Below are 14,671 nucleotides of genomic sequence, written 5' to 3'. Positions count from 1 at the left end.
ATTTATTAAATAACTAAATCGCCTAACTTTACAAAATGTTTGTTTGTTTTTAAGACATTCATCCATGTTTTGTAAATAAGTGAAGCGTATAATTTGTGAGAATTGATATGTCTATCCTAAGTTGGGACGATTTCGAAGATGATGAACCGAAACAAGCTGCACCAGCACAGCAGCCTGCGCCCGTCGAACCGCAAAAAGCGGCTGATTCGCAAGTGGTATCTCATGCACAGCAACCACAGACGAATTTGGCAGCTACACAACCCGCTGGAACCAATCCAGCCCGAGGAGCAACAGCACATTCAACCAATTCGTTGGAAAGAGCATCTGCTGCCCTAAGTAATTTAGATGTAGCACCAGGCTTAGAAGAGTTGGAAATGGGTGCGCAACGTGTTCAAGTTGACGACAAAGCGATGATTAACTGTCGTGCTGACTTGAACCAACTTGTGCCGTTCAAATACGAATGGGCTTGGCAAAAATACCTAGACGGTTGTGCAAACCACTGGATGCCTCAAGAAGTTAACATGACTGCGGACATCGCGTTATGGAAGTCTGAAAATGGCTTAACTGAAGATGAGCGTACGATTGTAATGCGTTCACTTGGTTTCTTCTCGACTGCTGACTCATTGGTTGCAAACAACTTGGTATTAGCGATTTACCGTCACATTACCAACCCTGAATGCCGTCAGTACATTTTACGTCAATCGTTTGAAGAAGCGATTCACACTCATGCTTACCAATACTGTATCGAATCTTTGGGTATGGATGAAGGCGAAGTCTTCAACATGTACCGCGAAGTTCCATCTGTAGCACGTAAAGCTGCGTGGGGCTTAAAATATACTCAACAGTTAAGTGATCCTACTTTCCAAACAGGTACAGCTGAAACTGACCAAATCTTGCTTCGCAATTTGATCGCATTCTACTGTGTACTTGAAGGTATCTTCTTCTACTGTGGTTTCAGTCAAATTTTGTCTATGGGCCGTCGTAACAAGATGAACGGTGTTGCTGAGCAATTCCAATACATCTTACGTGATGAATCTATGCACTTGAACTTTGGTATCGACATGATTAACCAAATCAAGATTGAGAACCCGCACCTTTGGACTGCTGAATTCCAAGAAGAAGTTGTTCAAATGATTCTTGAAGGTACAATGCTTGAAATCGAATATGCGCGTGACACGATGCCACGTGGTGTATTGGGTATGAACGCTGGCATGATGGAAGAATATTTGAAATTCATCTGTAACCGTCGTTTAAGTCAGCTTGGTTTACCTGAGCAATTTGCTGGTGTGAATAACCCATTCCAGTGGATGTCAGAAATGATGGACTTGCGTAAAGAGAAGAACTTCTTTGAAACTCGCGTAACTGACTACCAAACTGGTGGTGCGTTAAGCTGGTAATCGAAAGATTCAAAAAATCCCGTCCTAATGGCGGGATTTTTTATTTCAATAAATAATGTTAGAATTCATTAAAATCAAAAACTTAAAATAAAATATGACAGAAGCTCCGCTGATTCAGCAAGGCATTATTCACTATTATTCTGGAAATAATCGTTCAGGCATCATTCAATCTGAAAAACAGCATTATATTTTTGATGCTGACACCATTTTAATTGAAGACACAACTTTATATAAAAATGCTTCGGTCTATTTCTACTATCAAGCAGATAGTAAAAAAGTTACAGCCCTTTCTTCTGATAAAAATCAGCTAGTCTCGTATGTACAACAAATCGACCAAGACCATAACAAACTGATAGAAGTTGAAAGTTCTAGTACAGAAAAATGTGACAAAAAGGAAACTTCTTTAAAAGACAAAATTAAACGTATTCAAGTTCTCAATAAACGCCAAAAACTCATCTTTTATAGTTGTAGTATGTATTACTCCTGTATTGCATTGTGGGTGTGTAATTCAGATCGTTTTCTAGGCTTAAAATTTCACATTTGTTATCTACTTATCATTGCAATCATTTTTATGATCATCTTTATACAAGATAATAAATTAACCCATACTGGATTGATCTGGCATAGTTTTGTTTTTACATTATTATTCTTTCAATTAACACTCTATGAATTACATAAATACCCAGAAACACTAAAGTTTCAAAGCCAAGAACTCTTATCTATTCGGGAAAACTTTGTTGAAGGGATCATCCATAATGAATATAAATCCGTCGGTTCAGGTAAAAGTCGCAGGTCGTGGACAGATACCGAACTACATACTGCACAAGGGGATATTTTCACGATTTACTGCGATTTCATAGATACTTACGACTCCTGTGATCGTCTCAGTTCACTTTCAGAAAAACCTGTCCGCATTGGTTATGCAAAAAATATAAATCAATATACGACTCACCATGTACTTTTGCTATCACTTAGCAGTACTGATCTATCTATCCCAAAAAGTGCGATGATCAATACCTATCAAGAGCAGAAAAATACCATTTTTATTTATCTATTCTTAATACTGTTACCTCTTTATTTAGGGCCAATGCTTTTACAGATTGATTATTTTCGTAACCCCCCTGAATCGAATATCGATGACTCTCCGCAGTTAGCCATCGAATGATCTTTTCAACATAAATAAAAATAAAAGCTGCAACAATGATATTTCTATTAAAAACTCTTCGTCACACTCAAGCCCGCACTCCAATTTCGCCCTTCTGCTGGCTCAAAAAAGCGCTTATTACTTTCATTCACAATCACAGAACCCGAATAATCTTTATCAAATAAATTATCGACACGGGCAAAGGTATTAAATGCCCAGTCATTCACTGTCCATTTGTAGCCAATATTTGCAACAGCAACCACATAACTCGGTGCTGTATCCGAGTTAATATCATCTACATAAACTTTATCGCTATAACGCACATCAACACCTGCGTGTAAACCAGTTTCAGGTTTCCACCCTAAAGCTAAAAACGCCTGATTTTTGGCAATCCCCGGAATATTGTTGCCGTTTGGAATTGGGCTAATCCCTGCAATATCTACCGTGTCTTTATCAAAAGTTGCATCTATATAGCTATAGCTGGCTTGTGCGGTCAAATCACGCCATACATCTTTTTGCCATGACAATTCAATGCCTTGTCTTAAAGTTTGGTCGGCATTACGAAAGGTTGCCTTACCGCCTTCATTTTTAAGAGGCACAATGTCATCTTGAGTCAGGGTATAAAACGCAGCAGCGGTAAATTTCCCCAGTGCATTATCCGACTTTAAACCCAGCTCATAGGTTTCACTTTCGGCCGCTTTTAAACTAAAAGGCGTGTTTGTTGTGACTGCTGGATAAGCCATTTCAGTAAATGTAGGCGTTTCAAAACCTTGCGCATAGCTCGCATAAGCCATCAGTTCAGGAGCAATCTGCCAGCTCAAAGCCAGTGAGGGCAACAGTTTTTGATAATCCGTTTTACCTGAGTTATCACCATTACTTAAAAAATGATCCTCGGTTTTAAAATGCACATTACTATAACGCAAACCTGCATCTACATTTACGGCATCAGTTAAGGCATAAGAAGCTTGGGCATAAGGGTCAATATTCCATAAGCTATTGTCTTCATTGCGCCGTAAATCGCCTTTTACACCCAATACACTTCCAGCAAAGTTTTCATAACCACGGCGTTCTTCCGTCATGGCATCTATTGCAACACCCGCAATCAGTTTTAAATTAGGCAAAAGTTCTTTGCCTGTCCAGCGCAGATCTGTACCATAAAAATTACGATCAAAATCAATCACACCGCCTGCATGATTGGCACCGCCCTGCGCTGTTTGCGGAATCGATTGATATTGCGTTACAGAACGCTGACCCGCATAGGCCATGGCATAAATTTCTTGCTGATCATTAATCGGTTTATTCCAGGTTAAACCCGTTTGCAGCTGCTCAATTTCTTTTCGGGCATTATAAAGGGACACATTGCCCGCCACTTGCTTTGGATTCTCTTTCCATTGATCTCGTGTTAAACCACCCGGATCATCTGCATCAATTTTAACGTAATTATTAATCCAATTAATTTTAGAACCATCATCCAAGTTCCAAGTCAGTTTGGCATTGCTTAAAACTTTATTGGCTGCGCTATGATCTCGAAAGCCATCGGTATCAAAATAAGATGAACTAAAGATATAGCTCGGTTCGTTGGCATTTTTTGCACCGCCTTGCAGTACAACACTGGCCTGACCTTTATTTTCGCTACCGCCTGAGTAACCCAACGTAATGGAGTCCTGCCCTTGCCCTTCACGGCTTGTGGTTAGAATTGTGCCGCCTGATGAGTTGCCATATAGTGAAGACAGTCCGCCACCCAAAACCTCAATATGATCAAGGCTATTTAAATCAATATTCGACGTTTGGCCTTGTCCATCTGGCATGGTCGCAGGAATGCCATCAACATATAAACGCACTCCACGTACACCAAAACTTGAACGAGCGCCAAAACCCCGCATGGAAATTTGCAAATCTTGTGCATAGTTTTCACGGTTATTCAGCTGTAAACCCGGCACACCTTTTAAGGCTTCGGACAGGTTAACGTTCATGCCTTTTTGTGGCTCCTGCTGGATGTAATACGCAGATGCAGGCGTTGCCATAACATCATGATCTGTGCGTGTGGCTTCTATGACAATGGTATCTAATGTTTGAACTTTTGTTGTGTCATCTACTGCATAAACACTCTGCCCAATACATGCGATCAATAAAGATAACGTTGTTTTAAAAAAAGGGAAATTCTGCTGATCATACATAAATGACAAACCTTATATTTAAGTCACTCAATAAAAATGGTGCAACATGAGTACATCATCTGTTTTTTTTGAAATCTGTATTTTCTGAACATTTTAAAGTGACATTCAGCTTATTGGTTTTTTAAGCAACAAATCAACACTACTTTTATGCGTCAATCACTTTCGATGCTCTCTAGAAATCTGGATAAAAAAAGCCTGACGAATCAGGCTTTTTTTATATGAGTCATCGGCTTACTTATTTTTGATCAGGCAGTGCATAGGCAACCAGTGAGTCACCCATTTTGGTACCAAATGATCCATGACCGCCTGCCATAATCACAACGTATTGCTTGCCGTTGATTTCATAAGTCATTGGCGTTGCTTGACCACCCGCAGGAAGACGACCTTTCCAAAGCTCATCACCATTAGTCACGTTAATGGCACGGATATAGTTATCTTGTGTACCACCTACAAACATGACATTACCTGCAGTTGAGATTGAACCACCCAACATTGGCACACCCATTTTAAATGGTGGCAATGGAATACCCGGCATACTGTCACGAATGGTACCAATGCGGCGTTTCCAAACTGTTTCATGTGTATTCAAATCTACACCCGCCACAAAGCCCCAAGAAGGCTGTTTACATGGCAAACCAAATGGCGATAAGAACGCACTGATTTCAACACCGTATGGCACGCCATACATTGGCTGAACACCTGCTTCTGTACCCGCACCTTTTGCAGTTTGTTTACGGTTCGGATCTTGAGGGATCAACTTGGTGACAAATGGCAATCCAATAGGGTTCATTACAGCGATTTGACGATCAGGGTTAACCGACATACCACCCCATTCGAACACACCCAAGTTACCTGGGAAGACCAAAGTGCCATTTTCAGATGGCGGTGTATAAATGCCATCGTAATTCAATTTATGAAACGCAACACGGCACACCAATTGGTCAAACATCGTGGCACCCCACATTTGTTTGTCAGTCAGTTTGTCTTTAGGTGCCATATCAAAGTCAGAGAATGGCTGCGTTTTAGAATAGAACTCACCTTTGGTTTGCGGACCACGTTTCACTGTTTGAGGAACAGGCTTTTCTGTGATTGGCACAATCGCTTTCCCGTTACGACGGTCAAGCACAAAGGCATTACCAGTTTTGGTTAAAACATAGATTGCAGGAACAATATTGCCATCTTTGTCTTTAATATCTGCCAGTGATGGTTGAGATGGTACATCCATATCCCACAAATCATGATGTGTGGTTTGGAAATTCCAAATCAATTTACCTGTAGTGGCATTCAAGGCAAGCATTGAATTTGCATAACGCTCATGTAACTTGGTACGGTTACCACCCCAAATATCTGGAGTACCTACGCCTGTAGGAACATACACAATATCAAGTTTTGCATCGTATGCTAAAGGTGCCCATGCATTTGGTGAGTTTTGAACATATTTTTGACCTGGTGCTGGAATTTTGTTTGGATCTTCCGCGCCTGTATCAAATACCCAAAGTAACGCACCCGTATTTACGTCATAACCACGGATCACACCAGATGGTTCTTCTGTAGAGAAGTTATCTGTGGTTGAACCAGCAATAATAATGGTTGTACCTGTGACCACTGGAGGTGATGTTGGCACATAACCGCCTGGATAAGGGAATGGCATATCTTTTTGCAGATCAACTTCACCATTATGACCAAAGTCAGAACATGGTTTACCTGTAGTTGGGTTTACCGCAACAAGTCGGCCATCGTTCACCGGAAGAATCACTTTTTGTGGACATTCAACAGATGTAGTTTTTTTGGCAGCTAAGCTTGCTTCAAAACCAACGGTATTATTTGCATCAAAATAAGATACGCCACGGCAGGTTAAATGCTGGAATGTATTGTCTGCGACTAACTTCGGATCAAAAGTCCATTTCGCCTTACCCGTAGCAGGGTCCAACGCTGTCAATTTTTGGTGGGTTGTACAGATGTACATGTTGTCGCCCACTTTAATTGGTGTGACTTGGTTCGTGGTTTCACCTGAGTCATTCTCAGTTTTAAACTCACCTGTGTGATATTCCCAAGCCACTTTCAGATCTTTGACGTTGTCTGAGTTAATTTGTTTTAAAGGAGAATAACGCAAACCTGATTGTGTACGGCCATAAGCAGGCCAATCTTCATCCGCTACACCCGGAATTGCTGCGTGCTGTGCGGGTTGCTGAGTTTTTAACTCACCATGAATTTCTTGCGGGTCATTAAAAATAGAGTAGATCATCACTAAAATCGTAATTAGCAATGAACCGCCCAGCACCATTTTTGCGGTTTTCGATGCATCAAAACCACGGGTTACTGCTGGAATAAGTAGCAATAAACCAAAAACACCTAAAATATCTAAACGCGGTGCAAGCGCAAAGAAGTCTGAACCAACCTCCCAAAGCCCCCACACCACAGTACCGAGTACAAGTACGGCATAGACAATAAGTGCAGAACTTTTTAGCTTTTGTAATAGAACTGCAGTTGCGATGAAGAGAATACCTGCAATGATGTAGTACCAAGACCCACCCAGTACTGCAAGATAAATCCCTCCAATCAGTAGGCCTAAACCGAAGATTGCAGCAATGACTGCTAAAATCGTTTTAAGCACTGAACCTGATGTCGAAGTATTCATGTTGAACACCTTTAAAAGATTCTATAGAAAGCCGATGGATGGGGAATCCACGGGCACCTTATTATTCTTAGTTCCAAATGCAGTGATACCATCAACATGCATGAATTATGAATGCATCAAAGTGCCGTATGAATCAATAGTACGTTTGCAACTAAGAACACGCACTTAAAATGAGGTATTGAATTTAATACCGCCAATCCAAGCATTTTCGCCATTTTTATATGCACCCACGTGGCGTACATATTGGACATTCGGGCGAATGGTTAACCAGTTTGCGGCATGAAAACCGTAATAAATTTCTGCGTCATACTCTTCGCTTTGCAGACCACGGGCATCCACGGTGCCATTGGCAATTTTGGCGTCATTCACATCATCATTAATGCTGATTCGGCCTACACCAATTGCAATTTCATCCTTCGGACGGGCATCAAATGCACCTTTGTAGACCAAACCGACATTTTGCATATTGCTGACATTATTGGTGTCTGAATCATGCATGGTCAGATTAACAAAACCGCTTAAACCACGTGATGCATCATCTTTATGTGCAGTCAGTTGTTGCTTAGCAACCACCCAGCCACCTTGATGATGGTCTTGTTCATTCACTGGGCTGTTGATGACATTCGCATCTGCTGTGCTGTAGTAGTAACCCACACGGTACTCACCCGGCAGTTTGGCTGTACCCAGTTTAGGTGACCAAACCACTTCTGCAGGAATAATGGCACCATGTGAACCATCCGTACTTAAATTCCAGCCTTTACCACGTTCTAAGTTTTCAGGGTTGTATTCATACACACCAACTTGGGCAAACACATCTGGACGAATACTGTATTTCACACGAGCAGCCCACTGACTGACAGGCCAGTTGTACCACTGGTCGCCTACCCAATCACCGACTTGTGAACCGCAAAGTGCAAGGTTTTGGAAATCGCAGTCAAAGCTATTGAAATCTTCACCTTCACCAAAACGGCCCACTTTCACATCTAATTTCTGATCTAAGAATTGTTTCTTAATCCAAAAGTCTGTTAGGCGCCATGTTTGACCGCGGCCCCACACCTCTTGAACGGAACTCAAATGCCCTGCTAAAGCTTCAGAAGTATTTGAAAGATTGCGCCCATTACGCTGTGTCACGGTAATTTGTGCTTCGGTGTCTTTCCAACCTGCAATTTTTTCTAAATCAAGATGTGTTCCAATTGCAAATTGGTCGGCGTACTCCGTGCCATGATTAGATGTATTTTTAGCATCAAGCAATGTTGCCATTTCACCGGTATAACCAAAACTAAAGTCATAACCCTTGTTTTGCAGATCGGTACGTTGTCCATTCCAGTCACCCAACATCCATTGGCTTTCTGGATTAAATGCATCTGCCGCATAAACAACTGAATTAGAAAATAAAAAAACCACTAAAGTTGCATATACAGCCTTATTTAATGAAGAGAGGTTCATTTAAATAGTGCCTAGATCACAATTTATGTATATTTATGGTACTCCCTTTATATTTTTTTAATGTAAATAATATTTAAAAAGTATTAGTTTTGGTGATTTTTTTGTAAAATACATATTTTTAATAATTTAAAAATCTAGAACTAAATATTTGATTATTAATAAATAGTAAAATTAAAACCAATAAACACAAAAAGATAAATAAAATCTTAGTCAAACTTTCAATTCTGTTTATGTAAAAAATCCTGCCGAGACAGGATTTTTTATTGTGGAAGATGTGAAAAATTCACTCAATCAGACTTGATTCTTCGGCTGTGCAATAAAGCTTTTCGCTAAAATCAAGCGTAAAGCATACGCTACGGCCATGGCAAATATGGCATAGCCAGCAGGCTCAATAAACTGCGGAATAGCTAGCACAATCACGACAATCAGTGGATACAACAGCTTTTTAAAACCTACCTGATGATGTGCCTCATGTAATACATATAAACTGGTGGTGTATAAAACCAAACAAGTTGCCACAAAATAGCTTTCACGCATTGAGCTAATTAAAGCCTCATGTGAAACCACATCTACGGCCGCAGCCAAGCTGGCACCTAAGGCCGCAATACTAATGAACACAAAGAAATGCCCATAACCCCATGCAAAGGCCATTTTTCTGCTATTTAATCGCTCCGCGATTTCACTGTCGAAATATGCCCACCACATGGTAAACATCATGACCAAGCCACCAATCATGAGAAAAATAAGCTCAGTACTAAAGCGCTGATTGGATAATGCATCTGTCATGGCAATCGAACATCCCACAATAGATTCACCCAATACAATAATGGTCAGTAACGAATACCGCTCAGCAATATGATGGGCATGCCATGGCGTACGGCTGGCTGATTCTGCAAACATAGGCACACACAGTTCCGCAATGACCAGTAAAATGAACAAATAACCAGTAAAATTGACAGGGGAAAAATGAAAAAACAACCAGCCCAATTGCACTAAAATAATACCGCTTGCATAACGTAATGCAGTTTTACGCCGTTCGGGATCATGCTTGGCCACCCTAAACCACTGTGTGACTAGCCCCAAACGCATAATGGCATAACCAATAATAATCACATCGAAGTCTTGCTGTTGAAATGCGCTAGGAATGCCCGCGGCAATGACCAATGAACCAATAATCTGTACAAAAGTCACTATGCGATAAAAAGCATCGTCATTGTCATAAGCAGAAGCGAACCAGCTAAAGTTCATCCATGCCCACCAAAGCGCAAAAAACACCATGCCATAGAGCATTAAGCCATGAGCTAAATGATTTTCAACAATTGCATGGTGTAGCTGTTGCCCTGCTGTTGCGATGGCAACCACAAAAATTAAATCAAAAAGTAATTCGAGCGAGGTCGCAACACGGTGCTTTTCGTGGGGATCACGTGCTGATAGTGGCTTTAACCACTGTGCAATTGTAGGAGGAGTATTTGGCATTCAATACGCTTTTTATTTAAAGTTATTTAAACAAATTTTTTCAAATTCACTCCTTTCATACAAGTTGAATTACAAAATAAAAAAATCCCGCGCAAGGCGGGATTTTCTATCTCATGAATTAAAATAAAATTTGTTGGTTTTTCAGTAAATCTTCCAGTGAAAAATCTGTGTTTTGATTGTTTAAAATTAATAAATCAACAGCAGCGTGTGCTCCTGCCGAACCATCCCGATCGACTGAAACAGTCATTGTTTTATTGCCACTGTCATAAGTCAACTTCACAAACTGATCCAAATTACCTGCATTCACATTACTATCCAGTAGCGCAGAAATATCTATTTTATCTGCCTCTGTATCAGTATTTACATTGCCAAGATGAAAATCATTCCATGTGTCCAGGCCATTGCCACCATCATTATCCGCCGCGTTCAGCAATTCAAAGATTACGGTGTCTGAACCAGCGCCACCACTTAACAGATCATTCCCTGCACCACCAATCAGAAGATCTTTGCCTGTACCACCAATCAATTCGTCATCGCCTGCTCCCCCAAAGAGTGTGTCATTACCAGCACCACCATTTAATGTATCTGTGCCGTCACCACCTCTTAACAAGTCATGACCTGAACCGCCTGTTAACGTGTCATTTCCAGTTGATCCATAAATTCGGACATCTGTACTATTAGCGTGCTGATCATAATCAGCGGCTTGATCAAAGTAAGTCGGCGATGCACCCAACAGTTTCACATCGGCTAAGGTTGTAGTGGATTGACCTGTTGGAGACTGAGGCGTCGGAATTATCGGTACGAGCGGTAATATTGGGGATGCATTTGCAATAAATGTAGGTATTGTAGAAGTAGGACTAGGTATGCCTGATTGTGTCGCATCCCACACATCTACTATTAATGTACTTGCCACATTTAATCCAAGTAAGGCTGACTGATGGACTGTGCTTAAGAATTCTAAAATAGCAGCATTAGAAACCAATCCCCCATCCGACGCCGAAATTCTTAATCCATAAGTTGCAGCGATAGCTCCTAATACACCTGCATCATAAGTTTGAACAACTTGAAGACCTAACTGATCTGCAAGTACTGTTGAATATTTCCAGCCTCCAGCTAAAGTCATTACTGAAACAAGAGATATTTCTACTTGTTTCAAATCATTATTTACATCATAGGCAGCAAATGGTCGATCTTCCAATTTCAGAACACCAAGTAAATCTGCGCCAACCAAGCCAAGTAAAGAACCTGTTTGAATAATCGCCACAGGTAGTGTATTGGCAATCACTGGGTCAGCACCTTTTACTGATAAATCAAAAGTAGATGTTGATTGATTTCCAGCTACATCTGTCGTAGTTGCCGACCAAGTATGTGTGCCTATCGCCAAAGCTGTAGGTTGTGTATAAGACCACTTTCCTGTAATTGCATCAGCTATTACAGATGTTAACGTACCATCTGGCAATGTAAGACTAATACTTGCACCAGGATCAGCAGTACCATATAAAGTCGGCTGCGTATCATCGGTTGAGCCACCACTGTATAAGCTTCCTTGACTTGAACCTGTGTCATCCTGCGCGCTTAAAATGGCAAGCTTAGGTGCTGTCGTATCAACCGTAATCACAGGTAAGTTTGTAACTGAACTATTTCCAGCTGTATCAACCTGTTTAACTTGCAGATTATTATAAGTTCCATCTGTCAAAGTGAAGCTTTTGCCAGAACCTTGAACCCATGTCGTACCATCTTTGCTGTAATACCATGTAGCCCTTTGTTCAAGCCCATCGATATTGATTTTACCATTTGAAGTAATATGATCCGTCGCGAGAGATCCCGTATCCTGAGCAAGTACAGCAGTTAATTGTCCCACTGTATGATCAACAATATTGATTTTAAGGACTGCACTGGCCTGATCTGTACCGTTTTTGATGGTATAGCTAAAACTATCTGACTGACCAACAGAATTTGCATTAGTGACTATATAGGTATAATCCCCTGTTTTATCAATAACGAGCTTGCCATACACACCATAAACCGTAATTTTATTTGTAAGACTATCTGGGAAATAATCTTTGCCATTGAAGGTAACTTTTATAAGCTCAGAGCCTATAGCTGGCGTATCTGCTGAAGCACCGCCAACACCTGTAATCACGTTACCCACTTGATCAAAATTACCAAATACAGTTTCGGTTAACTGCGTAGTAATGTTCGTATCTTGCAGTATAGTCAAAGTATTGTTTAACAAAGCCTGCGATACAGCATCCAAGACTTTATCCGTTAATGTTAATAACCCACCTGTAACAAATAACGGTGCTAACAATCCACTTTGAGCATTTAGCAATGTTGTAATTTCACCAACAACAACACCCAAACCCGAGCCATTCAATGGTGTTAATATGCCATTTAATAGCACACCTATACTATCTGCAATTGCACCGCCACCGAGTGCGCTTTTAACAGCATTTACGATCAATACCTGATTATCAGCACCTAAAACCATACCATTGGCACCCAAATCGGCAATCGTTAAGCCTTGTACCAATTGATTTAACTGACTTGAGTCGCTACGTACCACAACATTATAAGTACCCGGTTCAAGTCCATTAATTGTGGCAGCTAAAGTATCATTTCCAAGTAAACCTAAAACAGGCAAGCCAGCGACGTTACCAAGTAAAGAATTCGATGTTACTGCTGAATAAACCACCTTACCTGTCGCATCAATAACATCCAATCTAAAAGCATTGGCAACAGATACTAACGCTGTCTGCTTAATTTGGATCGAAAGCGTACCTGCACTATTTGCTGCAACGGTAACGGATGCACTATTGCCAGCGTTGTAGTTTGAATCCAAAAGACCAATCACATCTAAATTGCTACTGGTTTGTGCTGCATGGGCTACTGTTGTTTTAGAAATAATATCAAGTATAAGCGTATCATCTGTAGCAATAAGCTTGGTTTGGGTCGAGCCGTTGACCAGACCACCAATTAAGTTGTTGGTGCTAAAGCCATTGGCATCATTGCCTGCAATGTCTTGGATGACGCCAGTGCTGTCATTCAGGATTGGTGTTTTGTCTGCATAGACCACGTTCACCACATCGGTGCTGTAGATGGTTTGTGGCAGTATGAGAGTCACGGTGTTGCCGTTGATGCTGGCATCTGTATCGCTAATGGTCTGTAATTGGCCATTCACCAAGACATTGAATTGTGCCCCTGCTGGTTTTACCCCAGAGTCTAATGTTTCACTGAAGCTTAGGCTGATGCTCTTACCATCCGTCGCAACGCTTGCACTGCTTAAGTACGGTGCTGTGGTGTCTGGTGTCGCTGGCGGGGTTTGGGTCGAGCCGTTGACCAGACCACCAATTAAGTTGTTGGTGCTAAAGCCATTGGCATCATTGCCTGCGATGTCTTGGATGACGCCAGTGCTGTCATTCACATTGGGGTTTGTATCTGTATAAATAACTTGAACATCCTGACCTGCATAAATTTTATTATCTAATTTTATTTCTATTTGCTGACCATTGATGCTTACTGAATATTCGGCAGGTAAAACAACTTTTCCATCCACAACAACAATAAATTTTGCTGGATTTATATTGGCATTTGGATCTAGTGCTTCGTTAAAACCTAAAATAATATCGCCTGCAGCATTTACCACGGCACTGGTCATCTGCGGACTTGTGCTATCTGGCACAGATGTTTGAATTTTATCTGAAATATTACCAGACTGATCTACAGCAGTGACATCTACAATTTTACCTTCAGTCAAAGGTGGCTGAAAATTGATAGTGACATTACCATTACTATCTGCAATTGCAGAACCGAGCAAATTTCCCGTAGTATCCTTCACATTAACAACAGCATTTGGCTCAGTTTTGCCTTGTAGCACCTTACCGTCGAAAGCAGTAATTTGAGGTTTATCAGGTGCTGTCGTATCACTGGTTGTAGGTACTGAATCTTTTGAGTTTGAGTTATTACTGGCAATTGCAACACCACCTCCAATAGCTACAGCCCCTAAAGCCCAAGGCCATATTCCAGCAAAAACACCTCCACCACCTGTTGCTCCAACCAAGCTCGAATCTAATGGATGATAACGGATAAGATCGGTAAAAACATTGCCTTGAGCATCCGTAAACTCAGCCCAATATAATTTATTATCATGCTCAAATACGAAATAATTTGAATTCACTGGCATTGTAAAAAAATTATCAACTGTAATTATTTCACCGCTCTTCAAAAGATCTCTTTCATAAATCAAAAAACGATCTTCTTTTTGGTTAATATTTGCACTCCGGATTTCTTAGCATTCGTGCATAATCTGCGGATGAAATACATCGATTCAAACAAGCTTTCTGATCCTCAGTTCAAGCGATACACAGGCATCTCATGGTCAACTTTCTATTTG

At 40.8% G+C, this 14,671-nt stretch carries 7 protein-coding genes; 2 read left to right on the top strand and 5 right to left on the bottom strand.

The genetic code is table 11. The annotated features are described in order from the left end of the window. The first annotated feature begins 107 nt into the window (after positions 1 to 107). Together EXE29_RS01715 and EXE29_RS01710 are read left to right on the top strand one after the other, a co-directional pair. Positions 108 to 1,397 carry a ribonucleotide-diphosphate reductase subunit beta gene (locus EXE29_RS01715; RefSeq protein WP_120363843.1) on the top strand — a complete coding sequence of 430 codons (1,290 nt, stop codon included), beginning with the start codon at positions 108 to 110 and terminating at the stop codon, positions 1,395 to 1,397. Between the two features lie 94 nt (positions 1,398 to 1,491). Continuing rightward, positions 1,492 to 2,562 carry a hypothetical protein gene (locus tag EXE29_RS01710; protein ID WP_106985475.1) on the top strand — a complete coding sequence of 357 codons (1,071 nt, stop codon included), beginning with the start codon at positions 1,492 to 1,494 and terminating at the stop codon, positions 2,560 to 2,562. A 47-nt stretch (positions 2,563 to 2,609) separates the two neighbouring features. Here EXE29_RS01710 and EXE29_RS01705 read toward each other — a convergent pair whose 3' ends face one another. The 5 genes from EXE29_RS01705 to EXE29_RS01685 all read right to left on the bottom strand — a co-directional run bounded on the left by EXE29_RS01705 (position 2,610) and on the right by EXE29_RS01685 (position 14,461). Further along, positions 2,610 to 4,718: a TonB-dependent receptor family protein gene (locus EXE29_RS01705; RefSeq protein WP_120363844.1), complete on the bottom strand. Its 2,109-nt coding sequence runs from the start codon at positions 4,716 to 4,718 to the stop codon at positions 2,610 to 2,612. Positions 4,719 to 4,953: 235 nt separating this feature from the next. Continuing rightward, complete coding sequence (locus EXE29_RS01700) at positions 4,954 to 7,356, bottom strand: glucose/quinate/shikimate family membrane-bound PQQ-dependent dehydrogenase (protein ID WP_120363845.1); 2,403 nt, start codon at positions 7,354 to 7,356, stop codon at positions 4,954 to 4,956. A 165-nt stretch (positions 7,357 to 7,521) separates the two neighbouring features. Continuing rightward, positions 7,522 to 8,802: a carbohydrate porin gene (locus EXE29_RS01695; protein WP_120363846.1), complete on the bottom strand. Its 1,281-nt coding sequence runs from the start codon at positions 8,800 to 8,802 to the stop codon at positions 7,522 to 7,524. A 291-nt stretch (positions 8,803 to 9,093) separates the two neighbouring features. Then, positions 9,094 to 10,278 carry a low temperature requirement protein A gene (locus EXE29_RS01690; RefSeq protein ID WP_120363847.1) on the bottom strand — a complete coding sequence of 395 codons (1,185 nt, stop codon included), beginning with the start codon at positions 10,276 to 10,278 and terminating at the stop codon, positions 9,094 to 9,096. Positions 10,279 to 10,396: 118 nt separating this feature from the next. Further along, positions 10,397 to 14,461, bottom strand: a complete 4,065-nt coding sequence (locus EXE29_RS01685; protein WP_120363848.1) for a beta strand repeat-containing protein — start codon at positions 14,459 to 14,461, stop codon at positions 10,397 to 10,399. Between the last annotated feature and the right edge of the window lie 210 nt (positions 14,462 to 14,671).

The organism is Acinetobacter sp. WCHAc060006 (genome assembly GCF_004209135.1).
Taxonomy (GTDB): Bacteria; Pseudomonadota; Gammaproteobacteria; order Pseudomonadales; family Moraxellaceae; genus Acinetobacter; species Acinetobacter cumulans.
Note: the sequence above shows the minus strand (reverse complement) of the source record. Positions and strands in the feature narration are given on the sequence as shown.